Annotated in this window: 29 protein-coding genes; 6 read left to right on the top strand and 23 right to left on the bottom strand. The window is 50.9% G+C overall.

What is annotated here, in order from left to right; genetic code table 11:
- Positions 1–150 precede the first annotated feature (150 nt).
- From O9139_RS02150 to O9139_RS02140, 3 genes are all read right to left on the bottom strand, one after another.
- Positions 151–918, bottom strand: a complete 768-nt coding sequence (locus O9139_RS02150; protein ID WP_270877806.1) for a sugar phosphate isomerase/epimerase family protein — start codon at positions 916–918, stop codon at positions 151–153.
- A 90-nt stretch (positions 919–1,008) separates the two neighbouring features.
- Positions 1,009–1,848 carry a polysaccharide deacetylase family protein gene (locus O9139_RS02145; RefSeq protein ID WP_270877805.1) on the bottom strand — a complete coding sequence of 280 codons (840 nt, stop codon included), beginning with the start codon at positions 1,846–1,848 and terminating at the stop codon, positions 1,009–1,011.
- A 50-nt stretch (positions 1,849–1,898) separates the two neighbouring features.
- Complete coding sequence (locus tag O9139_RS02140; protein WP_270877804.1) at positions 1,899–3,137, bottom strand: D-alanyl-D-alanine carboxypeptidase family protein; 1,239 nt, start codon at positions 3,135–3,137, stop codon at positions 1,899–1,901.
- A 144-nt stretch (positions 3,138–3,281) separates the two neighbouring features.
- On the opposite strand from O9139_RS02140, the gene O9139_RS02135 reads away from it, so the two are divergent.
- A complete protein-coding gene (locus tag O9139_RS02135) occupies positions 3,282–3,509 on the top strand; it encodes a hypothetical protein (protein ID WP_270877803.1) in 228 nt (75 codons plus the stop codon).
- A 130-nt stretch (positions 3,510–3,639) separates the two neighbouring features.
- On the opposite strand, the gene O9139_RS02130 is transcribed toward O9139_RS02135, so the two are convergent.
- The 8 genes from O9139_RS02130 to O9139_RS02095 form a co-directional block, all read right to left on the bottom strand.
- Positions 3,640–4,089, bottom strand: coding sequence for a VOC family protein (locus tag O9139_RS02130; protein ID WP_270877802.1), 450 nt, complete (start codon positions 4,087–4,089; stop codon positions 3,640–3,642).
- Positions 4,090–4,116: 27 nt separating this feature from the next.
- Entirely contained in the window at positions 4,117–4,998 is an 882-nt protein-coding gene (locus O9139_RS02125; protein ID WP_270877801.1) for a TolB family protein, read from the bottom strand.
- A 60-nt stretch (positions 4,999–5,058) separates the two neighbouring features.
- Positions 5,059–5,832, bottom strand: a complete 774-nt coding sequence (locus O9139_RS02120; RefSeq protein WP_270877800.1) for a sugar phosphate isomerase/epimerase family protein — start codon at positions 5,830–5,832, stop codon at positions 5,059–5,061.
- A 73-nt stretch (positions 5,833–5,905) separates the two neighbouring features.
- Complete coding sequence (locus tag O9139_RS02115) at positions 5,906–6,610, bottom strand: SDR family oxidoreductase (RefSeq protein WP_270877799.1); 705 nt, start codon at positions 6,608–6,610, stop codon at positions 5,906–5,908.
- 21 nt (positions 6,611–6,631) lie between these two features.
- Positions 6,632–8,032, bottom strand: coding sequence for a mandelate racemase/muconate lactonizing enzyme family protein (locus O9139_RS02110; RefSeq protein WP_270877798.1), 1,401 nt, complete (start codon positions 8,030–8,032; stop codon positions 6,632–6,634).
- 48 nt (positions 8,033–8,080) lie between these two features.
- The gene (locus tag O9139_RS02105; RefSeq protein ID WP_270877797.1) at positions 8,081–8,980 is read right to left on the bottom strand and encodes a carbohydrate ABC transporter permease; all 900 of its coding nucleotides are present in this window, start codon (positions 8,978–8,980) and stop codon (positions 8,081–8,083) included.
- Positions 8,981–8,999: 19 nt separating this feature from the next.
- On the bottom strand, positions 9,000–9,860 hold the full coding sequence (locus O9139_RS02100) for an ABC transporter permease (RefSeq protein ID WP_270877867.1): 861 nt from the start codon (positions 9,858–9,860) through the stop codon (positions 9,000–9,002).
- Between the two features lie 78 nt (positions 9,861–9,938).
- Positions 9,939–11,642: an extracellular solute-binding protein gene (locus tag O9139_RS02095; RefSeq protein WP_270877796.1), complete on the bottom strand. Its 1,704-nt coding sequence runs from the start codon at positions 11,640–11,642 to the stop codon at positions 9,939–9,941.
- Positions 11,643–11,997: 355 nt separating this feature from the next.
- On the opposite strand from O9139_RS02095, the gene O9139_RS02090 reads away from it, so the two are divergent.
- Positions 11,998–12,879 (top strand): 3-keto-disaccharide hydrolase, encoded by an 882-nt coding sequence (locus O9139_RS02090; RefSeq protein ID WP_270877795.1) that lies wholly within the window; start codon positions 11,998–12,000, stop codon positions 12,877–12,879.
- Between the two features lie 52 nt (positions 12,880–12,931).
- Here the strand turns inward: O9139_RS02090 and O9139_RS02085 are convergent, their stop codons facing one another.
- Positions 12,932–13,972 (bottom strand): LacI family DNA-binding transcriptional regulator, encoded by a 1,041-nt coding sequence (locus O9139_RS02085; RefSeq protein WP_270877794.1) that lies wholly within the window; start codon positions 13,970–13,972, stop codon positions 12,932–12,934.
- Positions 13,973–14,176: 204 nt separating this feature from the next.
- On the opposite strand from O9139_RS02085, the gene O9139_RS02080 reads away from it, so the two are divergent.
- Positions 14,177–15,010 (top strand): sugar phosphate isomerase/epimerase family protein, encoded by an 834-nt coding sequence (locus O9139_RS02080; protein ID WP_270877793.1) that lies wholly within the window; start codon positions 14,177–14,179, stop codon positions 15,008–15,010.
- A gap of 48 nt (positions 15,011–15,058) precedes the next feature.
- On the top strand, positions 15,059–15,556 hold the full coding sequence (locus O9139_RS02075) for a heme-degrading domain-containing protein (protein WP_270877792.1): 498 nt from the start codon (positions 15,059–15,061) through the stop codon (positions 15,554–15,556).
- 31 nt (positions 15,557–15,587) lie between these two features.
- On the opposite strand, the gene O9139_RS02070 is transcribed toward O9139_RS02075, so the two are convergent.
- From O9139_RS02070 to O9139_RS02020, 11 genes are all read right to left on the bottom strand, one after another.
- Positions 15,588–16,847, bottom strand: a complete 1,260-nt coding sequence (locus O9139_RS02070) for a nickel pincer cofactor-dependent isomerase, group 22 (RefSeq protein ID WP_270877791.1) — start codon at positions 16,845–16,847, stop codon at positions 15,588–15,590.
- A gap of 21 nt (positions 16,848–16,868) precedes the next feature.
- Complete coding sequence (locus tag O9139_RS02065) at positions 16,869–17,765, bottom strand: aldo/keto reductase (protein WP_270877790.1); 897 nt, start codon at positions 17,763–17,765, stop codon at positions 16,869–16,871.
- Between the two features lie 89 nt (positions 17,766–17,854).
- The gene (locus tag O9139_RS02060) at positions 17,855–18,799 is read right to left on the bottom strand and encodes an aldo/keto reductase family protein (RefSeq protein ID WP_270877789.1); all 945 of its coding nucleotides are present in this window, start codon (positions 18,797–18,799) and stop codon (positions 17,855–17,857) included.
- Between the two features lie 158 nt (positions 18,800–18,957).
- Positions 18,958–19,899, bottom strand: coding sequence for a sensor domain-containing diguanylate cyclase (locus O9139_RS02055; RefSeq protein ID WP_270877788.1), 942 nt, complete (start codon positions 19,897–19,899; stop codon positions 18,958–18,960).
- Positions 19,900–19,971: 72 nt separating this feature from the next.
- On the bottom strand, positions 19,972–20,472 hold the full coding sequence (locus tag O9139_RS02050) for a GNAT family N-acetyltransferase (protein WP_270877787.1): 501 nt from the start codon (positions 20,470–20,472) through the stop codon (positions 19,972–19,974).
- Positions 20,473–20,599: 127 nt separating this feature from the next.
- Positions 20,600–21,046, bottom strand: coding sequence for an SRPBCC family protein (locus O9139_RS02045; protein WP_270877786.1), 447 nt, complete (start codon positions 21,044–21,046; stop codon positions 20,600–20,602).
- Entirely contained in the window at positions 21,046–21,435 is a 390-nt protein-coding gene (locus O9139_RS02040) for an SRPBCC family protein (protein WP_270877785.1), read from the bottom strand. Before O9139_RS02040 ends, O9139_RS02045 begins: the two co-directional genes overlap by 1 nt.
- Positions 21,436–21,437: 2 nt before the next feature.
- Positions 21,438–21,617, bottom strand: coding sequence for a hypothetical protein (locus O9139_RS02035; RefSeq protein WP_270877784.1), 180 nt, complete (start codon positions 21,615–21,617; stop codon positions 21,438–21,440).
- 37 nt (positions 21,618–21,654) lie between these two features.
- Positions 21,655–22,119: an SRPBCC family protein gene (locus O9139_RS02030; protein ID WP_270877783.1), complete on the bottom strand. Its 465-nt coding sequence runs from the start codon at positions 22,117–22,119 to the stop codon at positions 21,655–21,657.
- On the bottom strand, positions 22,088–22,426 hold the full coding sequence (locus O9139_RS02025; protein WP_270877782.1) for an ArsR/SmtB family transcription factor: 339 nt from the start codon (positions 22,424–22,426) through the stop codon (positions 22,088–22,090). Before O9139_RS02025 ends, O9139_RS02030 begins: the two co-directional genes overlap by 32 nt.
- A gap of 215 nt (positions 22,427–22,641) precedes the next feature.
- A complete protein-coding gene (locus O9139_RS02020) occupies positions 22,642–23,016 on the bottom strand; it encodes a hypothetical protein (RefSeq protein ID WP_270877781.1) in 375 nt (124 codons plus the stop codon).
- Between the two features lie 212 nt (positions 23,017–23,228).
- Here O9139_RS02020 and O9139_RS02015 point away from each other — a divergent pair, with 212 nt between their 5' ends.
- Together O9139_RS02015 and O9139_RS02010 are read left to right on the top strand one after the other, a co-directional pair.
- Entirely contained in the window at positions 23,229–24,317 is a 1,089-nt protein-coding gene (locus O9139_RS02015) for an endospore germination permease (protein WP_270877780.1), read from the top strand.
- Positions 24,314–25,723, top strand: a complete 1,410-nt coding sequence (locus O9139_RS02010) for a spore germination protein (RefSeq protein ID WP_270877779.1) — start codon at positions 24,314–24,316, stop codon at positions 25,721–25,723. The genes O9139_RS02015 and O9139_RS02010 overlap by 4 nt, the downstream gene beginning before the upstream one ends.
- Positions 25,724–25,741 lie beyond the last annotated feature (18 nt).

Below are 25,741 nucleotides of genomic sequence, written 5' to 3'. Positions count from 1 at the left end.
AATATCTTAAATTTTCGGTGTGACTGTCTGGGGAACGGGCGTATCCCCTAACCAAACAGGGAGTCCGTACGTCTCCCGTTACAAAGATTCAGTGCAGCAAAAAGCCCCCCATTCACTAAGCAGCGAATAGGAGGCCTCGGCAAATCCCGCTTACGCGTTTACACCTAATTTGGCAAGGTTGTTGAAACTGATCTCCAAGCTCTCGAACGGATTGCGCTCATAACAGTCATCCTGCTCGACTGCTGCCCACTCCACCCCGATCTCCTGGCACGCTTGAATAATGCCCTGGAAGTTCATGTTGCCTTCCCCAATCTCCGCGAAGCGCTGCTTTCTCTCTGGCGTCACGATCATGTCCTTGAAATGCACGACCTTCATGCGTCCGTCCATCTTGCGAATCCACTCGATGGGATCGGCTCCGCCGGCCTGCACCCAATAAACGTCTATTTCGAAATCTACGGCGTCAGGGTCAGACGTTTCCATTAAAATTTCCATGCCCGTCTTTCCATCATATTTGGCAAATTCAAAGTCATGGTTGTGATAGATGAATTGCAGACCGGCGCTTTTCAGCTGTCTTCCGAATTCCGTGGCTTGCTTGGCAAAAGCGGCATAGCCTGCGCTGCTCTCACGGTACTGCTGCGGCAGTCCGCCTAAACCGACATACTTGCAATTCCAAGCCTGATGCTTCTGAATAACACCATCCATGTCATTGAGCAGCTCGTCGTACCCGATGTGCGTCGCACAGATCGTCAATCCTTCTTGGTCTGCAAGCGCTTTAAATTCGGCGTAGCCGATTGGCCCCACGCCTGAAGCTTGTACGGCTTTGTACCCCATTTGTTTCACCTTTTTCATGCTTTCACTGATTTCCTCAGGCGTCTTCAAAAAAGTACGAACCGTATACAATTGCGCGGCAATTCTCATTCCCCTCACTCCAATCGTCGAATTTGAGTCACTACCCTATCTATCTTAGCCTATAGTCCGAAAGCAGGGTAGTCCCCAAATTCGCTTCATTTAAGATTTCTTGGCAGCTATCAGCTCCGGTACCGTGACCAAGGTATATCCTTTTTGCCTCAAATAAGCGATAATCTGCGGAAGAGCTTCCACCGTATTATTTAAATTCCCCTTTTTCCCACCGGCAAAATGTTGCAAAATAATCGAGCCCGGCCGAACCTCTTTTTTGACATTGGTCAAAATTTGGCTGACGCTCTTTCCGTCCCAATCCAGCGTATCGACGGACCAGCCGATCAACTCGTGGCCGGAGCCCTCTGCTTCTGACTCTAATTGCGGTGAAACTGCACCATACGGAGCTCGAAATAGGGTTGGTACTGCGCCTGTAAGTTGTTTGATCACATCGTCTGTTGACATAATTTCGCTCTGAATTTTATCCGGCGACGCTTTGGCTAGATCAGGATGATCCCAGGAATGATTGCCAACGGCATGCCCTTCTTCTACGATCCTCTTCATCATCTGCGGATGCTGCTTCGCTTGCTGCCCGACGACGAAGAAGGTTCCTTTTACGTTTTCTTTTTTGAGAATGTCCAAAATGCGGGGTGTATACTTATCATCAGGTCCATCATCAAACGTTAAAGCGGCCATGGGATGATCCGTCTTCACGTTATTGATCACTTTAACGGCGGAGCTGATTTGCTCATTGGCTGAATTGTGATTGTCCGACAATGCTTGCTGAGCCGAGCTTAATTGAACGGTGGCCGGAACGGCGTCCGCACTCGGCACAGGGACAGAAATGCTGCTCGCCTGATCTGTGTGACTGCACCCTACGATGCCTATGCAGGCCAATAGGATGCACACTTTCAGCGGCTTCATGGCTTTCAACGCTTCTTTTGAACGCACCTCATTCTGTGTTCTCCTTGCGTTCACTGACTTAAACAGGGGAATCATGCTTACACAACTTCTTTCTCAACTTCGTATTGTTTGGACCGGAGTGCGGATGCAGATAGCGACTTGTACAAGCCATAGGCCAGCAAAAGCAGACAAACTACCATCCACCCCCACCTCGGTGCCGGGACGGAGCTCTTCTCGCTGCTTATTAGCGGCGGATCCACATGCGTGACCCGCTTCAAAGAAACAATCGGAATCTGCGTGAGCAGCACACCGTTCTTATGAATCTGATAAGCGCCGATAACCTCGCCGGCTTCGATCGTTTTCTGCCCGTTATGCAGAGTACCATAAACAGGCGTATATGTATATTCAGCATGATCTTCTTTCAGCCGGGTTAACACCATGGACTCACTGAGCACACCCTCAACCCGCTCACCGTAAAAAGTCGTTGCTCCGACGAGCTCCCCTTTTTGCAAAGTGCGCTGTACCTCGAGACGGTTCAGGCCATATTTGCCGATCGCTTCCACATCCTGGTACTCAGCTTCCCGCGATGATTTCATGACGACCGCAATGACGGTCTTATTGTCTTGTTTCAAATATTCAATCAGCGTGTTATGCGCTTGATCCGTAAAGCCCGTTTTCCCGCCCAAAGCCAGCGGATTCTGAAAAATTAGACTGCGATCACGGATGACCACTTGCCGTTGATCGGTCTTCACTTCGGTCTTCTCCGTGCCCATCGCCGCCATCACGTCCGGGTACTTCATTGCCTCTTTGGCAAGCAGCGCCAAGTCGCCGGCTGTTGTTACATGCTGGGGATCGTGCAGCCCGTTCGGCGTCACAAAATGCGTATGCGTCATGCCGATCGACGCCGCCCGCTTATTCATCAACTCGGCAAAAGCGGCCTCGTCGCCTCCGATATGCTCAGCAATCATCATGGCCACGTCGTTGGCCGAGATAACTAGCAGCGCCTTCAGCGCTTCTTCCTTCTGCATCCGCTCGCCAACTTTTAAATTGAACACAGAATTGCTCGCTTCTTGCAGCGTAGCCTTCTTACTCGCTGTCATCCATTCGCCGTTGGCCATATGATCTTCCAGCAAAATAGCTGTCATCAGCTTCGTTAAGCTGGCGGGAAAAGCTTGTTCTTCTTTGTTTTTTTCATAAAGAACAGCCCCTGTTGAGCTGTCTATAACAACACCGGTACCACTTGAGATGGCCGGTGATTGATTCTCTCCATATGCGACCCCAGTTTGTCCTAAAACTGCTGTGAGCATAACGATAATGATGATCACTTTTTTCGTCATTCCTGATCCTCCTGCGCAGAAAAAATGAAAAGAACCCACGACTAGCGAGTTCTCCACGCCATATGTTATTATAAACTCCATTCATTAAAGCTAGATTAAAATCGGATTAAACCATCGAATGGGCATATAAAGGAGGAATACGACATGCTTCATCTCATTATTGGGATTTTAGCCGCACTGCTGATCTGGAAAATTTTAAAAGTTACCTTTAAAATGCTGATTTGGCTGGTGCCGATTGGCCTTATCTGTTTTTTTCTTTTTCCGCACCTGTTCTGGTTTGTCGGCGGGTTCGGCTTCCTCACACTCGGCTTAATGGGGACCCTGCTCGTCATTGGCATTGTTGGTCTGTTCTTTTCGCTGGATGGCGACTGAACCGTCGGTATGATGGAGGTTCCGCTTTGCAGTGCCCCGCGCTCCTGCGCGTGCCCGCGTCGCCGCTCCCCACAAACACAAACGCGGCTGCTAATCATAACGATTAGCAACCGCGTTTGCCATTACCTGCTTAATCAATATCCAGCAGCTCCAAGATAACCCCTAAATCCGCTGTGCTTTCCACATAGGCATACTTATCTCCATGCTGAATGAGCGGATATCCAAAATCCTCCAGCTTCGCTGCCGTTTCAAGCATTCTGTTCTTTGCTTTAAAGGCAATGTGATGAACGCCCGGACCTTTGGTATCCAGAAAATCTTTCCACGTTGTCGGGTCCTCTGTAGGTTCAATGAACTCCAGGACCAGGTTTTCCATACGGAAGAAGGAAAGCCTGACCCTCCCCTGCGTGGGCTGCCCCAAATACGTTACCGTATCGCTGCCATCTTCGTTCGCCAAAATAATGTTAGGAACAGGAACGCCTAATAATTCGGCAAAACGGCGGGTTGCCTTCTCCACATCGCGCACAAGAATAGCTACCTGACAAATGAAGGTCGTACCAAGAATCGTATTGTCCTTTTCCATGTTACTTCTCCTTTGCTCGATGGATTCCTATTCCTTCAATTTATAGCTGACAAAAGCCAATTGCCTGCTGTCCGGCGACCAGGAATTAACGTTGAGCGTCCCCTGCCCGCCGAACAGTTGGAGGAGCGTGCGGAATTCGCCACCGGCGCTCGGCATCAGGCGAATCTCCACCTGCTTATTAGCCGGGTGGTCGCCGGGAGCAACATCGCCTTTGCGATAAGTCAAATAAGCGACCTGTTCGCCGTCCGGAGATACATGTGGGAACCAATTGTTGCTCTCGTCGAACGTCATCTGAACCTGTTCACTGCCGTCAGCATTCATGCGCCACACCTGCATCAGGCCGGTTCGCACCGAGTTGAACCAAATATGCCTGCCATCCGGTGAATACTCCGGGCCGTCATTCAGCCCAGCGGTATGCGTGAGCTGGGTTTCGACGCCGCCAGCTGCAGGGATGGTGAAAATGTCATATTCACCATTGCGCTCTGCGCAGTAGGACAGCGTAGTGCCATCCGGCGACCAGCCGTGCAAATAGCTGGGAGCCAACGCCGTGATAAGGGCTGGAGCACCGCCTTGCAGCGGGAATGTATAAATCCGCGATTGTCCATCTTCAGCGGTATGATGGCTTACAGCGATGTGCGTGTTGTCCGGGGAAAGCACATGGTCGTTATTGCATTGAACGGCATAGCCCGATTCAATAACTGTACTTTCGCCTGTCGCGATATGAAAAGCATACAGCTGGCCCAAGCTGTTATAAATCAGGCGCTTACCATCCTGCGTCCAGTTCGGCGCCTCGATCAGCTTATCGAATTCAGCCAACAACGTGCGTTCGCCGCTTTGAATATCGATCGTCTCCAAATAGCTGATCACATCTCTGCCTTCGACCTTGCGAGGCTCTTTTAAAGTTTGCATGCATGACTCTCCCTTATTTGAATTGTTGCTGTGCGACGTCTGCCAAACCCTGCAGAACCGTCAGTCTGCCAGCCCTACCGCTTGCCGAATATCCAGCAAATCGCGCTCGATCTCCAAATATTCGTCAGTACCGCCCCGGAATTCCATCGACCAGCATCCTTGATAGCCCGCTTCCCGGAATAATTTTACTTTATCCAAAAGCTCGCTTCCCTTGAAATCAACGAATGCCCGGTCGAACTGGACATGAATCGTGAAAGGCGCTACGATCTCATCGCCAACAGCCTTGTCCATCAGCCAGCGGTTAACGTTGAGAATGATGCCAAACCCGGGCGCAGCCATTTCATCGGCCAGCCGCTTCAGGTTGCGCGGGCTTTGTGCCGGCGCCTGATGCGTCTGCGGTCCCACCCGAAAACCGTAATCAGCAGCGAACTGCGCATATTCCCGGTACCGCTTGACGCAAAACTCAACCTGCTCCTCGGTCATGTCCACCGTCTTGCCGCCGAGGTCGATCCGCAGCGTCTGCACGCCCCATTGGCGGGCAATGTCCAAGTACTGGAGCGCCTTTTGATGGTTGCGCTCGCGCACATCCGGATCGTCATGCCAGACGTCGGCGCCATCCACGGCCAGGTTGGCCACCGTCAAGCCTTCTTCACGCAGCGTATGCCGGATGCTTTGGATATATGCGGCTTCCGTCGAAAGCAGCATGCCGTTCCAAATGTCAGCATGGCGAAGCCGATAGCGATATTTGATGCTCTCCAAATAGCCAAACAAGCTCATTTTTCCCGAATTGAACAGCCCATGGAACGACCACGAGCCAATTGAAAAGTCTGACATGCGTACGCGCCTCCTGAAAATCGGTTGAAATGTTGACCAACATGTACCGTGCCTGATTATCCGAGCAGTTCCGTTAAATCGGCATCGGTTCGCCTCTAAAGTTCATGAAGAAGACATCAGGAGCGATGTCCTTTTTGAGCTCCAATACATCGAGAATATCGTTGGCGTTGGCAACAGGATCGCCGGGAGCTTTCTCCCCGCCCATGTCAGTCTTGATCCATCCCGGGTGAATAGCGTAGGCACGGATGCCTCTGCCTTTTAAGTACTTTTGAAGCTGCTTGGAGAACATATTCATCGCCGTCTTGGAGATCGCATACGGATAATCTCCGCCATAAGCGTTGGTGAGGCTGCCCGCTTCCGACGATATATTGAGGATCGCCCGCGCCCCCTCACTTCCGCTCGGCATCAAGGGAAGCAAATGCTTGACGACCATCATCGGCCCGAACAAATTAATCTCGAACGTCCGAACGACATCGTCCAGCGGTAATTCTTCAATCGTGACACCTCGGGCCAGCAGGATGCCGGCGTTGTTAATGACCGCATCCACTGTGAGCTGCTCATTCTGCAGCTTTTGCGCCAAGCGGCTGATCTGCTCTTCTTGGGTTACATCCAGCTCGACCGCCACAACTTGACCTGGATACAATTCGCTAAGTTCCAGTAATTTCCTCTCACTCTGCAGGGAACGTGTGCCGGCAATCACTTTATGCCCTCTTTGCACGGCAGCTCGCGTCAGCTCGTAGCCCAACCCCCGGTTAGCGCCGGTAATGACAATATTCATCTTTGTTCCTCCTCACCTGCATCAGCTAAATAAGCGATCATTCGCATACTCCGTGTTCCAATGATCCGTTGAAGCCCACAAATCAGGGAAGCCTGGCATCAAATGGTCCTTAATCACTTCATCGTTAATATCGTCGAAGCCGAGTCCCGGCTTATCCGTCACACGGATGAAACCGTTGTTAATCACCTGACCGCCATAACCCGAGATGATATCGTTCCACCAAGGAACATCGGGCGCATTAAACTCGGTCGCGATAAAGTTCTCCGTGGCCACCCCCATGTGCGCCGTCGCCAAGGCCGCCACAGGCGTCTCGCACATATGCATCGCCATCGCCACATGATAGCGCTGCGCCAGATCGCCAATTTTTTTGCATTCGTAGATGCCCGAAGAACAAATGTCAGGGTGAATAATCGCTACAGCCCTGTTCACAAGCAGCTCTTCAAAGCTCTCCAGCGTCGATAAATCCTCGCCGGTCGCCAAGGGCGTTGTCGTCATCTGGCTTAGCCGTTTATATTCCTCCGTGTACGTGCAAGGCAGCATGTCTTCCGCCCATAGCAGATTATATTTCTCTAGTCTTCGCAGCAGACGTGCGGCGTCCTCCACATTCAAATAGCCCAAATGATCAATCGCCAAAGGCATCTTGTAGCCGAGGATTTCACGCATATGCGCGACTTCCTCTTCGTACCTGTCGAGACCGCGTTCCGTCATGCGGAACATCCAGTAAGGAGACTGCATGTTGACGAGGTCATAAGCCCGGTTGCGCGCCTGAAACTCTGGTCCATAGGACGTGTGCCTGCGGTTTTTTATGAAGTCAAAATTATAGTGCGCAGCCTTCAGCAGCTTCTCCACCTCGCCAGCCGGGGCGGAAATCAGCTCTTCGTCCGGATACATCGCCTGAAGACTTTCGACGCCTAATACCGCTTTGACCATGGTGAAACCATAGGTATCGGCAACTTCTTTCAGCCGCCTGCCCATCGAATAACCGTCACCCGCAAGCCCAGGCGTATTGACGCCAAGGTCGCCATACACACGTACCTCGTCGCGAAATTTCCCGCCCAGCATCTGGTACACGGGCACACCGTACGCTTTGCCGGCGAGATCCCATAGCGCCATTTCGATTCCAGCCACGCCTCCGGCTTGCCTGCCAGTCCCCATAAACGGTTTCATACGACGAAACAGCTTATCCACATTGCACGGATTTTCTCCTAAAATCCGCCCTTTCAGCATCGCTGCATACGTGCGGCTGCCAAAATCGCGAAGCTCGCCAATCCCTGTAATTCCTTGGTTCGTATAAATTTTGACAAGCGTGCAATGCATCGGGGCTCCGGCCAAATCAACAAACCGCATGTCGGTAATTTTCAGCTCAGAAGGTCTTGAATACGTGTTGACATGGCCTAACGTCGATTCGAAGTGATCGGACATCTTCCTCTGCCTCCTCTCGCTGCCATACCTGCGCCGAAGGGTCACGCCTTATTCTTTGACGCTGCCCATCACAAGCCCGGTTGTAAAATACTTTTGCAGGTACGGATAAATGCATAGAATCGGAATCATCGCCAAAAACATTTGGGCTGCACCTGTCGTCCTGGCGCTAACCATGGACAAATACTTGGACAGATTGCCGCTAAGATCGGTGTTGTTGCGGATGAATTCTTCCGGATTCACGACCACGGTTTGCAAATACGTCTGCAGCGGATAGTTTTGAATTTTGTTCATATAAATCATGCCGTCGAACCAACTGTTCCAATGATCCACAAACGAAAACAATGTCACGGTTGCGAGCGTCGGAATCGAGACGGGCAGAACAACCCGAAGCAGCGTCTGCACATGGTTCGCACCATCGATATACGCTGCCTCCAGCAGTTCTTTAGGCAGACTGCGCATATAGTTCATCACGACCAGCATGCTGAAAACAGGCAGCGCGCCAGGCAGCACCAAGGCCCAGATCGTATTCATCAGCCCCGTGCTTTTGACCACCATATAAGTAGGTATTAAACCGGCATTGAACAGAATGGTCACGACAAAAAACCATGAGAACAAGCTCCTCGCCCGGAAATCTTCCTTGGTTTTAGAGAGGGGATAAGCAGTCAAGATGATCAGCAGCAGATTGATCGGCACGCCAAGCGCCGTACGCTTGACGGAAACCAGGAGCGACATGAAAAACTTCGACGTATTCGTAATAAATTGATAGGAGATCGTCGTAAAACCGACGGGAAAGAAAGTGACCTCCCCAGCAGCGACAGCCACTTTGTCGGAGAAAGAAACCGCCAGCAGATTGACGAATGGCGCAATGCACAGAAGCGCAACCATCAGCAGGAAAATGGTATTGCATACAAGGAAGATTTTGCGTGAGGCGGAAACCTTAATTCCCATGGATTTGCTCTCCCTTCTCTTAGAACACCCGATATCCGGTAAGTTTGTCAGCCAAGTAATAAGAGGCCACGATGAAAATCAAAGATACCGCTGACTTGAACAAGCCTGCTGCCGTAGAAAGCGCGTACTGCGCCTGCTCAATGCCTAACCGGAACACGAACGTATCCAAAATATCGCCGGTGGAGTAGACGACCGGGCTGTACATGTTATAGATTTGGTCGAAACCGCCGTTGAGGATATTGGCAAGGCCCAGCACCGTCATCAGCACGACCATCGAGGAGATCCCAGGCAGCGTAATGTGTCTGGTTTGCTGCCAACGGTTTGAGCCGTCGATCACGGCGGCTTCATAGAGTGCAGGGTCGATGCCCGTCAGTGCAGCCAAGTAAATGACAGAGCCGAAACCGAACGTTTTCCAAATATCAGTCAGCACCATCGTCGCCGGGAACGCATGAGGATCGCCTAAGAAAAACACCGGTTCAATGCCTAACTTGGACAGAATAATGTTGACAAAACCTTCGTTAGGGGACAAAAGATTGATCAAAATACCTGACAAAATGACCCATGACAAGAAGTGCGGCAAGTACACCAGCGTCTGGAAAATGCGCTTCGTCAGCACATGCCTGACCTCATTAAGCAGCAGCGCAAACACGACGGGAACGACGATGCCTGCAATCATTTTACACAAGGCAATAACGACCGTATTGCGAATGACCAGCCCGATATTGGGCATCGAAAACAACGTGCTGAAATTGTGAAAGCCGACCCACTGCTGCGGTCCGAAAAGCCCTTTGGCCGGGATAAATTTCTGGAAGGCAATGATCACACCGGCCATCGAGCCGTAGCTGAAGATCGCGACCAGAACGACAGCGGGGAGCAGCATCACATACAAGGGCAGCTCTCGGAGGAGCTTATCTTTTCGCTTCAGGCTTGCAAACACGAATTCGCCACCGCCTTCTTGTTATTTCGCCGGGTACATCTTGTCAAGCTCGTCGAGCGTCTGCTGACCGCCAGCTTTCAGCCACTGCTGCACATACGTATCGAAGTAATCAACGGGCTTGGCGCCTCGAATAATATCGGTGAAGGTGGTAATGGTAAGTGTATCCAGGGAGGCTACGTTCGTTAGCCATACATCGGGTCTTTGAATTCCGAGAATACTTTGGACAATCGCTTTGTCAGGGATGTACTTGTTCAAGACGATCGGGAGAGACCCCGACTTCGACATCTGGCCCCACGTGCCGAAGGCATTATCGTCTTTGGCCAGCGATCCGTTATCAAAGCCGACGATATAATCGTACAAAGGCTTTGCTGCAGGAGGAAGGCCGTCCGACGACCCTTTATCAAGCGCTTTCAACAAATCTGCAGCATAAACTTCGCCTGGCTGGTCGATATAGATCGGAGACAGCCTGTATTGTTCATTAGCCCAATATTTATCGTAATCTGCCTTCGTCGAGAAATTCACCGTCTGATCGTACAGATTCAGCATCTTGATGACGGCTTCGGGATTTTTGTAACCTTTGCGGACCATCGTCATCTGGCCGACCGCATTGCTCTCAATGCCGATCTTGTAATCGTAGCCGGACTGCGTAGGAATCGGATAAGGACGAACGATGACGCCATCTTTTTTGTAAACGTTATTGTACGGGTACCAGGTTCCCCAGTTGCTGCCGAACGCCATCCCGATTTTCCCGCTCGTAATGTCTTCAACCAGTGCGGATTCATTTTTGGACGTAAAATCTTTATTAATTAAGCCTTGCTTATACATATCGGCAAGCACGGAAAGCGCAGCTTTCATGTTCGGCTGGATCCAGGCGAACGTCATTTTGCCATTCGCATCGCGGTAGAACATGCTTTCATCACGTCCGGGAACACCAAACGCGGATACGAGACCGAGAATGCTGGCGTGATTTTGCCGGATGAGATCCTTGTTCAGGGCTAGTCCGTAGGTGTCACCGTTGATGCCATTGCCGTCCGGATCGCCGGTAGCGAACTTCTTGGCCAGCTCAACCAGCTCTTCGATCGTCTTCGGCGGCTGGGAGTTGGTGCGCTTGAGCCAATCCTCACGGATCCAGAGGAACGGGGCCTCATGGAAGTTGTCGTTCATACGCGGGATAGCATACAGCTTGCCGTCAATCGTCGCGCCTTTGAACGAATCGGCAAACCTTTTTTGATATTCCTTGATCGAATCCGTGGCATATTTGTTATAAACATCCGTGAGATCTTCAAGCTGCCCATTTTGTGCCAATTGCAAAAATACATTCGTATCCTGCGTCTTGAACACGTCCGGCAAATCACCTGAGGCAATAACCGCGTTCAGCTTGTTTTTGTAGGCGTCGGTGCTGCTGTCAGCCGTGAAAGCGACTTGCAGATCGATGTTGAGCTTGTCTTTAAACAATCGGCTCCAACGGTTGTCTTCCCAGGTCTCCTTGTCGAGGAGCTTCGAAGCTGCGGCTGTCTGCACCGCCCATGTCATCGTTACCGGTTTCTCATACTTGCCGACAGGATCAATAGTCCCCGTGGCTTTATTAGCCCCGCTGTCCGCCTGTTCCTTGCCCGAACTCATATCGGTTCCCGTGGAAGCTGATTCACAAGCTGAAATGGTAAATACCATGCATAGGGCCACCAGAGCGTGCGGTAGTACTCTTCTGACTTTCAGCTGTTTCACGTACATTCCTCCTGAATGTTCGATTTGTAAACACGTGTTCATTTTTTAGTAAAAATACTCCTTGGTCGAACCAGCGTCCAGCACAAATAAACGCGCGTTCATTTTTGAAAACACGTAAAAACTCTTCTGTTACAGATTAACAATTGCTCAAAATAATTGCACAAATGCTCTCTGTTCTTTCCTCGTACCCCTTGAATTCCCACCACATTAAGCCTTCAATTCGTAAACACGTGTCTATGGACTCATCATACACAACGCATAAAAGCGCTGTCAATCATTAATTTCTAGGCATTTCCAATAAATATTCCTTAGCATGATCAAAATGAAGTTGTATAAACACGCGTTTATGTTATAATTGCACAAAATAGCACCCTACCATCATCTAACCAAAGGAGTGGGCAGCATGGATAAAGCTAATGCGGATTTCACCCCCATCTTTGACGGACAGACACTGGCGGGCTGGCATGCCGTCCCCCGCCTGCCTGTTTCCCGAGCCCCTGGCGGTCCTGAGCCGGATCGGACAACCGAGACCTATCGGCGCGCTGCGCAAACAACGGGCTCATGGACCGTTGAAGACGGCGCCTTAACCGGGCGGCAGGACCCGCCGGGATGCGGCTACGGCGGTTATCTGCTCAGCGACGGCGTGTACGGTGACTTCGAGCTGCTCTTTGAAGCGTGTCCCGACTGGCCGGCAGATACCGGCATCCTCGTAAGAGCCAGCGCGCTCGGCTCGCAAGGATACCAGATTCTGCTCGACCATCGCCGCTCGGGTAATATTGGCGGCATTTATGGCAACGGCATCGGCGGCTTCCACGGCATTAATTTCACGATCGATGCGGAGTACGACGAGCAAGGCCGTCCCATCGGCCTGCGGCTGGAAGATCCGGCGACGACAATTGAGCCCATGACGCCCGACAAAACGGCGCTCCTCAACGATGCCGCATCCGGCGAGCAGTTTTTGTCGATTTGGCGATGGAACGAATGGAATGAGTTCCAAATTCGTGTCGAAGGTGCCCTGCCTAAGATCACGGTTCATATCAATGGTGTTAAAATGACTGAAATCGACACGGCTGCGATGAAGCATCCCTCGTATCGCCAGGATGAAGTCCTAGCCTTGCTCGGACCGCAGGGCCATATCGCCTTTGAAGTCCATGACAATGATCCCGGCATGGGCGATGCGCGCTGGGGACCGAATGCGGCCTGCAGGTGGCGCAACATCCGCATCCGGGAGCTATAAACAAACGGGCCGTCCTGCGGCAGCTGTTGTCTGCCATCGGACGGCCCGATTTCTATATTCTTCTGCATGAGTCTCTAACGACCAGACTGCAATCTATCGTAATCTCTTTTATATCCGGTGTATTCTGCTCTATCTTGGTAATCAAATAAGAGGTCATGCGCTTCAGCATGTCGCCGAAATCGACACGGATCGTCGTCAACGCCGGATGATGCTTGGCGCTCATCGCATGATCATCGAAGCCGATGACAGATATATCGTCAGGAACACGCAGTCCATGCTCTTTAAGTCCACGGATGGCGCCAAAAGCAACGCTGTCGTTCGCTGCGATAATCGCGCTTGGCAAGGCAACCCCTTTTTGCATTAAAGTTTGAATCGCCTGATATCCGCTTGTTTCATTAAAATCGCCATCGAGAACCCAGTCGGGATTCACTTGCAAACCGCACATGCCCATCGCGGTAGTAAAGCCTTCGTACTTGGTCATCCCTGACAGTCGATTCATGTCACCATTAATGACGCCAATTTGCGAATGGCCAAGACCGGCCAAATACGCCACAGCCTGCTTCATCCCCGAATCATTATTGAATTTGGAGACGATCCGGTTCGGTTCAGGATGATCCGAGAGCTCCTGGTCCACGATCCCGATGACAAAACCTTCCTCGACCAGCTCTTCAATGAACGGTTCACGGTTTGATGCGCCGATGAAGATCCCGCCATCAATTCGGCGTTGAAAGAAAATCTCCCTCACGTTCTGGATGACTTCCGTATCTTTGGCATTGCGGATAATGTGCGTCAGGACGTAATAACCGTGCGCGGAAGCATGTTCAATGACGCTAACAATCAACATATTGGTCAAGATATCGCCGGATACAGACCCTTGGTTAATTAAAAACAGCCCTATCGTGCGGGCCCGCTTCCCCGCAAGAACTTGTGCGGATACGTTGGGGAAATAATTATACTGTTGAATGACCTTCAGAACTTTGTCACGCGTTTCGGCAGGCACATTGGAATAATTGTTGATGACCCTGCTTACCGTGCTTCTGGATACCCCGGCAAGCCGAGCAATCTCCGTACTGTTGATCTCCGATTTTTTCATGTTGCTCAACCTCTTTCATAAACGCGTGTTCACGAAAACATCATACACATGCACAGAAAGCGTTGTCAACACTTTTTATGTTAAACATTGAAAATTTTTATCAATCGGTGACAGCCCTCTTGCGTGAACGCGCGTTTATGATATACTGAACACAATTCAATCATACAGACACACCATTATCCGATAGCAAAGGATGGGATTGTCATGCGCCTTGGCGGCCAAGTATTTTTGCCTGAGAAAAATCCGGAGAATTGGGCCCTTGCCTTAAAGGAAGCAGGCTTTCGGGCGACAACTTGCCCGATTAACGGTGAAGGAGATATGTCCGAGCTGGATGATTATGTCGCGATGGCTCAGCAGCATGATATCCTTATCGCGGAAGTCGGCGCTTGGAGCAATCCGATTAGCCGGGATGAAGATACTAGACGGAAGGCTATCGCCTACTGCATCAAACGGTTGGAGCTGGCTGAACGGATCGGCGCGCCATGCTGCGTCAACATCGCCGGATCACGGGGTGAACAATGGGACGGGCCTGATCCCGATAATTTTAGCGATGATACGTTTGAGCTTATTGTCGAGACGACCCGCACCATTATTGATGCGGTTAACCCGGAGCGCACCGTATTTGCGCTGGAGATGATGCCTTGGGTTTTTCCTGACTCCGCAGACACCTACCTTGCGCTCGTAAAGGCCATTGACCGTAAAGGCTTCGGCGTGCATTTCGATCCGGTCAATATCATCAGCAGCCCACGGGTCTATTACCGCAATGGTGACATGATACGCGATTTTTTCGCTAAGCTGGGGCCGTACATTCACAACTGCCATGCCAAGGACATATTGCTGCGCGGACAGTTAACCGTACACTTAGATGAAGTCCTGCCTGGCAAGGGAAATCTGGATTACCGCACTTTCCTCTCCGAGCTGAACAAACTTAACCCTGACACTGCACTCATCATCGAACATCTGAAAACGAATGTAGAATACCGTCAAGCTGCCGCCTATATTACTAGCATCGCAGCTGAGCGGAATATTGCCTTGTAGCTAAAATTGTTCCAATCCTGACATTCGCACCTAACGGAGGGTTGTCTGATGACAAAGGAATCGTTCCTATTAGAGGAGTTATTGCGGGAGGAAGAGGAACTGCAGTTTGTTTCCTTCACCAATGAAACAGCGCTGGACATCGGGCTGGCAATCGTTCAGCGCGCGCAGGCGGCCGGGCATGCGGTCACCATCGATATCCGGCGAGGCGGCCAGCAGCTTTTTCATTATGCCTGCAGCGGTACTTCCGCTGACAATGATGATTGGGCTGCGCGGAAAGCTCGGGTCGTTGAACGGTTCCAGCGCAGCTCCTATTATTTGCAAGTCGAGCTGCAGGCGGCAGGCCGGACGATCGCCGATCGGTACTTGCTCGACCCCACTCAATATGCGCCGTATAATGGCGCGTTCCCGATCCGGGTGCGCGGTGCCGGCATGATCGGAACAATCGCAGTCTCCGGATTAGCCGGAGACCTGGATCATCTGCTCATCACTGCTGCGCTGAGGGATTATCTCCATGCAAAAGGCAGCCTGATAGAAGACACCGTCTAAGGTGGCCTATCAGGCTGCCTTTTTTCACTTTTTAAACCTTGGCTACGTAATTGCCTGTCTCATCAAACGCCACTTCCTCCGGCTCCCCGATCACTTCCACATTGGGCAGTGAGACGATGTCCGGTAGCAGCGATTCAGATACGTACATCGTTTCCAAGTGTAACGTGCTGTGGATGCGAACGATGCGTGCCTGACTAGACTCCGTTCCCCAGTTACAGCGCAGCGCGACTTCCAACGCTTCCTGATCGTTCTTCAGCACGATAGGGATCGCCGCCCGCGTTAAAAACGAGCTCGTGATCACATTTTCGTTCATTTTTTGAAAATCAATCTTATCAAACAGCCGTTTCGTAGTCAGATCCGCTAGTCCGATCCCTAAGGCGTTGCCATGCGATTCCTCGCTTAAGTCACCGGCGATGACATATTTGATTCTGGGGCTCGGCGGCTCCTCTTCCCCAAGAATGCGCAGGCGACCGATAATGTTCGTGTCCATGCCGGTGCCGCTGACGTTTTTGCCGATTTCATCCACGACAAGAATGTCGATGTCTTCCACCGGCAGCTTGGGGAACAGCTTCGCTGCCAATTGCAGCAGCTCCGGCTCGCGCTTGGCGATTTGATCTGTGGGGATTGCCTCCAAGTGCGCCGTCTGATCAAAAGCATTCTCCACGATCGCCAGCCCGCACAGCACATTCACTTTGCTCAGCACGACCTCGCCAATCAGCGGCATCAAATCACGGATCCCCTTCACGCCATAGCTGTGAAGCTGCAGTGCCTGCTTGTGCTTCCCGAGCCCGATCGCAGCCATTTTCATCAAGCCGCTCTCGAGCTGCAGCGGAGATTTAAAATCGGTATGCAGCTTTACCCGCCCGACCAGCAGCACGGCATCGGCTTCCCAAGCATACTTATCGGTATAGACGGGAAGCCCGCTTTCCGTCTCGCCGATTTGCACGACATCCATCGATGACAGAATCGGCGCCTCGCAGTAAGCCTCCGTCACGCCCAGGCTGTGCAGCACTTCGGTCTGCCCTTCAGCCGTAGCTCCGCCATGGCTTCCCATGGCCGGCACGATGAACGGCGAAGCGCCAGCCTGCTTCAGCGCGCGTACCGCCGAACGGATGATGAGCGCGATGTTCGCAATCCCTCTGCTCCCCGCCGTCACGGCGACTCGCGCCCCAGGCTTGAGCTTGAGGCCAATGCCCGCTTGCTCCAGCTGTTCGAATACGGCAGCTTCGATATTCTCAATGTGCGGTCCGTGAAACATTTGTCGCACTTTCACCATCTTCGGCAGCTTCATCCCTGCACCTCCTTGGAACAATTACCCCTGTCCGATCCAATCTTGGCCAGCGGTCTCTCGCCATTTTGAACGTATCGCCTCAAAAGATTCAGTAGACAAATTGCCCTGTTCAAGCAACTTCGCATTCTCCAGCCAACGGTTCGGATTCGCCGTGCCGACAATGGCGGTGTGCACACCAGGGACGGACAGTGTAAAACGAAGCGCCTCCCCGACAGATTCACTCACGCCAGCTTGGAGGAAATCATAGTTCAGCTGCTGCAGCCGATCCCAATATATATGGTGGTAGGCGGATTCCGGCTTTTGCCCCGACTTCCAAGCTGCATTGGCAATTGGGCGTTTGACCACGACACCCATATTTCTTCGAATCGCTTCGGGTATTGTCAGATCGATGGCTTCCTGATCCGCAATATTAATAGAAGTTTCCAGCGAATCAAACAAACCTGATTGCACCGCATATAAGGCGGCTTTATGATCTCCGCTATAGCCGATAAAACGCGTCTTGCCCTGCTCTTTGGCGCGCTGCAGCACTTCGATGACTTCTCCACGGCGGAGCATTTCTTCCGAGCAGCTGTGCAAATGAATCACGTCTACATACTCCGAGTTCAGTCGCTTCAAGCTTCTGTCGATGCTCAGCTCCAACATTTTCGGATCCCAGTCCGGCAGCTCGAAGCCGGAGGCGTGGCCGCATTTGGTGAACAAATAGTACTCGTCCCGGCGGTGCGAAATCGTTTTGCCGATTAATTCTTCGCTGATCTTATAGCACTCCGCCGTATCGATCACATTCAGCCCGGCATCCAGGGCGCTGCCCAGAAGCCGATCCACCACTTCCTCGCTAGCATTCAAAAAGCCAATCTCCGCACCGCCAAAACCTAGTACACTCACATCCATGCCGGTGTTGCCATAGCGTCTTTTTTCCACGATTAAGGGCCTCCTTGAAAAAGTAGTCATAATAAACAGCTGCCGCCGGGCCATGAGGCCGGGATCGGCGGCGCGCACGCCCGCATCCGTCAAGCGTTGCCCAGAATCGCTTCAACGCGCTCCAAAACATCCGCGGGCAGTTCCAAGCCCACAGCTTTGGCATTTTCCTCCACTTGCTCAGGACGGCTCGCACCGACCAAAGCGCTAGCTACATTGGATTGGCGAAGAATCCAAGCAAGCGCCAGCTGCCCGATGGACATTTGCAAGTCCGCTGCCACCGCCTCCAACTGCTTCACCTTGGCAATCTTCTCCTCCGTCAAACCGTTACGGAAATTATCCAGCTTCGCAGCTCTGCTGTCCTGCGGAATATCCGCAAGTGAGTTGTATTTCCCTGTCAACAAGCCTTGCGCAAGCGGCGAAAATACGACTTGGCCAATGCCTTGCTGCTCCCCTAACGGAATAACCTCTTTTTCAATATATCGATTCAACAGATTATATACAGGCTGGTTCACGATGATACGGTCCAGTAAATATTTGTCAGCGATAGCCAGAGCCTGTACCATTTGCGCCGCCGTCCATTCACTGACACCGACGTAAAGCACTTTGCCTTGGGTGACCAAATCATCCAACGCGCGCAGCGTTTCTTCCAGCGGTGTCTCAGGATCGAAACGGTGGCAGTAATACACGTCCACATAATCGGTTCCAAGACGCTTCAAACTCGCATGCAGCTGCTCAAAAATATGTTTGCGCGAAAGCCCGCGGTCATTCGGCCCCTCGCCCATTTTTCCAAATACTTTGGTAGCCAACACATAAGAATCACGTGGGTACGCTTTCAAAACTTCGCCGACGACCTTCTCCGCCTCACCCCGCTCATAAACGTTGGCCGTATCAAAAAAGTTGATGCCAAGCTCATAAGCTTTGTGAATGGAATTCACCGCACGCTCACGTTCCACGTAACCGCCATAGGTCAACCAGCTGCCAAGACTAATTTCACTTACTTTTAAACCTGAACGACCTAATTTACGATATTTCATTGTGCTTCATCTCCCTTTTCATCGTACTTAGCAAAACCGCACATAGACTCTATTATTATACCAATAACTGGGGAATCGGCAGAAGTAGTGAAAAATAGATTACCTAGTAAGATAAGCGATAGTTGCTTACTTCCAGGTAACTCAGGCATCTGTGTTTACTAGAATTGATATGTATTCTTGCCATTCGCTTTGGCCCGGTACAGGGCGTTATCCGCATGCTTGAGCAGGCTGTCCAACTTGTGGTCGCCGTTTGCGGCATAAAGGACGATCCCGATACTAACCGACAAACGCAGAGCCTCCAGCTGGGCATCCCAAGTGGATAGACGATCAAGCAAGCCTTCCGCCAATTTGCGGACCTCATCAACGTCAGTTCTATCCATCATGTTCACGATGAATTCGTCTCCCCCCAATCGTACGGCAATGCCGCCGTGGTGCTGGACAAATTTTTCAAGCCTGACCGCAACTTCCCTTAAAACTGAATCCCCTGTATCATGGCCAAGTTTGTCATTAATTTGCTTAAAGCCGTCCAAGTCAAGGAAAAATAAAGCGCCTGCCGCGGACACAGCCTCATAGTTTCGGAAAAGAAACTGCCGGTTGTACAGTCCTGTCAAGGCATCTCGAAAAGCCATGCGCTCCAAATCCAAATAGTAGGAGAACAGCTTCGCGATGCGCTGCAGCATTTCGATACTTTTGGCGCTGAACTCACTCGCCTCTGAATGTGCGGCGCATAAGGTGCCGAAAGGATCCCCGTTCGCGAGCAGAATCGGAACCCCCAGGTAAGCATTAATGTTTGCTTGGATAAGGGTCAGCCTGAGATCATCCAATTTCGCTTCTTTGCGCATGTCTTCAAAAATTAATGGCGCATTGCTCGCAAAATCAATCCGGTTGCACACCGTTTCTTGCAGCGGTACCGTCATGCCTTCATGGAGCTGGATATTCGTATCCGTTTCAGAAAGCTTCAGGATGATTTGTTCCTGCTCGGTGAACGAGGTCAAATAAATGAGTCTGTCCGGCAAAAATTCTTTGGCCATATCGAGAATGTCATTCGCAAGTTCATCAAAATTTTTGTATAATTGCCATTCGTTAAGTTGGATCCGCACGCTTCTTACACACCCTAAATGTATATTCATGATATAGTTTGATTCAACACAAAATCCGCCAAACCTTCCACGTCATAAAAGCTTTTCTAATTCGAGCTCGTCCCGAATGGGAATCCCATAGTACCCGATCGCTGGGATAGATGGTTTTAGCTTTCTGGCCGCTTCAATCGCATTCACATGTACGGCTGCTAATCGGTAATCCCGCTTCTGGTAAAACCGCAGCGCATCCACATTATCGTTCGTGGTGACGAACCACAGGCGGCCTAGTCCTGCCTCTCGCGCTGTTTGTTCGACGAACGACAGCAGATGGCTGCCGATTCCTGATCCCGTAATGACAGCGTTGATGCTCGTGAGTTCGCAATCATCCTTGTCGAACGAGTAGGTTGCTGCTCCCACTCTGGAGCCATCCAGCCATGCAATAACGGCACTAACGTCTTCATACCGGTATAGTTTGCCTCTGGAGACCATGGTGTCGCCGCCCCACTCATCCAGCCACAATTGTCCCAGCCATGCCTGATCCTCCGCGCTCTGAGGTGGCCTTACTTCTATATTGGCTTTTTTACTCGTGTCCATGAGTTCCCCTCCCTTGATTTTGCTTTCCCTACGATTAACTTTATCTTCCACCCAACACGATTTCAATGGGGAAAATGCCACAGAGTTCACAATGACTCACGCTTCAAATAAAAAACGCCTGGAGTCGTTACTCCAGGCGCATTTTTTCAAGTATAGATTTTATTTTCTCCAAGTCCTTGCGATTCGCCCTCGTCATCATCCTTGACATAAACGGGGCAAATATGAGTGAAAATCCGCTCGGATTCCCTTTGTTGCGCAGCGTCATTCGAGTTGCATTCTCCCCTTTGGCCTCCCAGGTATATGTGGTTTCCATCGGGAAGGGACCGTCCGCTGTCCGCATGACGAGCTGTTCCCCGGGGATATATTGGGCGATTTCATACACGTAAGCAAGTTCTCGGCCTAAAAAGCTAGCTTTAAAAGCGACTTTCGAACCAACAGCAAGCGGTTTCGGCGTTTGCCATACAGCAGAATGGATATTCACATACCATTCAGGTGCATGATCGGGATTCGCCGCATATTCAGCCACAACGGCTATTGGACGATTAATCGTAATCTCGGTGAGTACGTTGACCATTAAGCTAACAACTTCGCGATGGGCTGCCAGTAGTTCGTATGCCAACCAGCTGCAAGATGGTCGCCTGTTCCGTCAGGGAAGCTGGAATGCTCAAACACAAGAACCGTTTCAGCACCTTGCGCTTGCAACTCGAATCTGACGATGGAGTACACACCTTCATCCCAATTCGCCACCCGCCAAGCTTGTACAACACGTTTGTTAGGCACCAGCTCAATGTTACGCCCCAGGATCATACCGCCAAAGCAGGAGAACGTGCCGCCTTCCTCAGCATGAATAACCGTCGGGGCCCCTCCTGTAGCTTGACTAAACAGCTCGCTGTTCGTCAAAATGCTGTAAACGCGTTCGGGCGCAGCTTGAAAACGAACTTCTTGATGAATCACGCTGCTCATGATTATGCACCTGCCCTAAGCTGCTCATCTTTGCTCATAAGCCATTGTTCCAGCATCTCAACACTCATGCTATTCAGCATTTCCGCGTGATCGTGGATAGCATGATGCCACATAGCCGCCTCTACTTGATAACTATTTTCTCCTTTAGCTGTGAAACCGCAATTGCAAGATAATGTTTTCATCCGATTGTTCGTCTCCTCTTCATGCTTGCTTTAAATGTTATTGTTCGTGCATAGCTTGCTCAGACCACGGATCGATACCCGGATCCTGACCTTGTGCGACAGACTGCAGTCGCGGCATATAATGCGTCCAGCCTTGAATATGCGAAGCCACTTCGCTTGCCGGCAAATCAAAGTGCGTCAATACCAACCGTGTGCCGCTGCCTTGCGGTATGAATTGAAATTCAACCGTACTGGAACCTGGAGGCACAATTTTGGATTTCTCCCAGCCCCAAGTCATAACGATCTTCTCGTTGGGAATAATCTCCTTATACTCCCCCATCGCTATGTCGCTTCCGTTCACATCAATCCGGTATTTCCCGCCGATGCTAGGATCTAGCAGTACGTGCCGCCCCATCCAACGGACTAGCTTGTCCGGGTCTGTAAAAAATGAAAACAATGTCGCCGGACGGCATTCGATGAAAATCTCTTTCTTAATCGTGTCGCTGCTGCTGATTGAACTCATGTTGTCTCCTTTCTTCTGCTTCCGCGGCTTCTTTCAAACGTAACAAGCTGTCATCCCAGAAGCTCTCGATATACTGCATCAATTCGGCGAAACCTTCCCTCCTAATGCCATAAAACCGTTTGGTACCCGCCCGCCTCACGACGACGAGTCCGGCTTCTTCCAGAACTTTAAGATGCTGCGAAATCGCTGGTGCTGATACGTCAAAATGCGACGCAATGGCGCTGGAGGTCAGCTCCCCATCACGGACGAGATGTAAAATATCTCTGCGCCTAGGCTCCGTTAAGGCTTGAATGGCTTTATCGATCATACCATTAATTTAGCATACACTTAATTAAGTGTCAACTTAAGTATAGTTCGACAGAAGAGAAAATAGCGGTAAGCCGCGCCGGGCGGACGACGGGTCTCATTAGTGGAAGAACTGTTCCACTATTCCGACTCTGCCAGCCACAAAACGCAAATAGCGGAAGCATGCTTCCGCTATTTGTCTCTTCAAGCCGCGCCGGGCGCTCGGAGCTTGCTATTTTAATATTGATATGGATATGGATATGGATACGGGCATGGATATTGGTAAGGCGGGTATGGACAAGGGTACGGATAATAAGTTGGGTAGGTCGGGTAGGCCGGATAAGTCGGATACGGAGTAGGCACTGGAACGACAAACGGGACTACGTCAATGTCAGTAAAGTGACCTGGACCGAAATGACCTGGGCCGCCATGGAATCCTGGTCCTCCATGAAATCCCGGGCCGCCCCCATGGAACCCTGGACCACCGTGGATGCCGCCAGGGCCGCCATGAACGCCGCCTCCAGGATTACCTCCGCCGCCGACATGGCCTCCACCGCCGTGTCCGCCGCCGCCAACAGGCGGGCGCCATTCTTGCTCATTTGAAGCTGTCATCTTGTAATCACTCCATTTTCTCTTCATGGTTATTTGCCTAATGTAATGTATGTGCTGACGCCCAGTTGGTGATTACGCGGTAAAAAAATGGGCATCTGGCCGCAAAGTTTCATGCGCCTGCCCGATTCCTCCCCGCTCCCCACCCGCTAGTCTACGCTTGGCAGATTATGGAGATAATGATCAACATCATCCACACAACAAGGAGGGCCGAAGTGAGCAACCCGAAAATCACAATACTCCAAATGTGCATGTTAATGATCATGTCGGTCGGCTTGGTGAACCACGTGACGATTATTCCTATTTTACTGGACGATGCTGATAAAGACAGCTGGATCAGCATTATATTCACCATACCGCTTTGCGCACTTTGGGTCTTCATTCCGTTCTTCATTGTCAAAAAAACGAAGCAATCGAATTTCATGGATTGGCTCAAAACGAACCGGCTCAGTTGGTTCAAACCATTATTTATCACATTATTTGCCGCATATTTGTCTGCCAATATATTCATTACGATCCGGGAAGTGATTACATGGACGAAAATTACGTATCTGCCCCAAACCCCCTTGTTCGTCACCAGGCTCACACTTCTCATCTTATGCGTGTATGCGGCAGCCAGAGGGATTAAAGCCATTGCGATTGCCGCAGGTATGTTACTGCCGCTCGTATGGATACTCGGTTTTTTTGTTATGAGCAGTAATTTCCAAGTCAAACGATACAGCTTGCTGTTCCCACTTTTTACAACAGGGAGTGGGCCTATCATGCAATGCATGGCTGATGTGAGCGCAAGCTTGATGGAACTCATCTTAGTTGTGGTGCTGCAGCATCACTTGAAAAATAATTTGAAATGGTGGCACTTGCCTCTCCTTGTGTGCATGATCAGCGGGCTGACGCTTGGGCCTGTCATGGGTGCTATCGCTGCATTTGGCTATGAGGCGACTAAACTGAAATATCCGGCCTATGAGCAATGGCGTTTAGTGCAGCTGGGCGCCTTTGTTTCCCACGTCGACTTTTTATCCATTTACCAGTGGATTTCGGGCGCCTTTATTCGCATTTCGCTATCACTGTTCCTGCTAGTCGATTTATTCCGTCCGCAAAGCAGCAAAGTACGAAATATCAGCTACGTGCTGGCAGGCTGCGCATTGATGATCTTGCTTAGCCTCATCAAGCTCTCGGACAGCATGTACACCCGATTGATTAAGCATTTTTATTTAGCCGTGTTCGGAACGCTGCTCATCTTCTCGCTCTTACTCTTTGTCCTGGTGTTCGCCAAATCCAAACGGAAAGGAAACGCGCCATCATGACCGCACAACCATGGAATTATGTGACATTGAAGAAATATTTCGCCACTACCGCTGATGTGATAATCGAATGCTACCCGAATGAAGAATGGCCCTTGTTCACCCTTGTGTACTGCGAAGGGATGTCCGATTTCAGGCAGCTAAATGAGACCGTCTTCCCTGTGTTCAAGGTCATTCTGGACCACGGATACTCCGAAGACCAGATCGCCTTGCAAATGAGCATGAGCCTGCAAATTCAAGAGCTGGACCCCGATGAGAATTGGACAGTCAGCCTATTCAGCGGTCAGTTGATTATTTTAACGGGCAAGCGCATGTTTTCTTACAATATGGATACAATACCCAAACGGAATCCGGAAGAATCTGCCACCGAGATATCCTTGAAAGGGCCCCGGGACGGATTTACAGAGGAAATCTCGACGAACATCGCTTTGATCCGCAAACGTTTGCGCACGGAAAATTTGCACAATGAGCAATATGTCATCGGCGATGAAAGCCAAACGATGGTCTCCCTGCTCTATATGAAAAATATTGCCAGTCCCGACGTCCTCGAAGAGGCGAGAAGGCGAATTAAGAATTATCAAAATTCTGCGCTGCTCAGCAGCATGCAGTTCGAGGAAATACTGGGGGATCAGCCCTACTCGTTGTTCCCCTTGGTCGATTACATCGGCAGACCTGACTTTGCCGCACAATGTTTGCTGAGAGGCCGTTTTGTTATCTTAGTCAACGGCTCGCCTATGGTCTTGATCGCGCCTACCAACTTGACCGAGCAGCTCAAGTCGCCAGAGGATCTTCATTTTCCTTACTATTTCGTTGCCTTTGAAAGACTTTTGCGCATTGTAGGGCTGCTCGTCTCCATCTTCCTGCCTGGCTTCTGGATCGCGCTAACCGCATTTAATATGGAGCAAATTCCGTTCAAACTGTTGGCGACGGTCACGAACTCACGGCTGGGCTTGCCCTTGTCCGCCCCGATGGAATCCCTGCTCATGCTGGGGCTATTCGAGCTATTCCGCGAGGCCGGCATCCGGCTTCCGCGCGCCGTCGGACAGACGGTCGCCGTCGTAGGCGGTCTCATTGTCGGAGATTCCGCGATCCGCGCGGGCTTGACCTCACCGACGATGCTGGTGACATCGGCGATTACCGCTGTAGCCACCTTCATCTTGGTCAATCAGTCGCTGAGCGGGTCGGTGAGCATTTTGCGTTTGTTTTCGCTGCTGCTGTCCTCGATTCTGGGGATGTTCGGATTTTTTATCAGCGTGATGTTTATCGTGATCTATATGGCCGGTCTGGAGTCCTTCGGGCTCGGCTACTTAGAGCCGCTCTCCCCGCCTACCTTTGGCGACATCATTAAAGCTATACTAGACATCCCTAAAAAATGGAAAATTGCGAAACCGAAAATGTTTAAAAAATAAATCCGTTCCAGGAGGTGC

This window comes from Paenibacillus aestuarii (assembly GCF_027789125.1).
GTDB lineage: Bacteria > Bacillota > Bacilli > Paenibacillales > NBRC-103111 > Paenibacillus_E > Paenibacillus_E aestuarii.
This window is presented reverse-complemented; position numbering and strand designations above follow the sequence as displayed.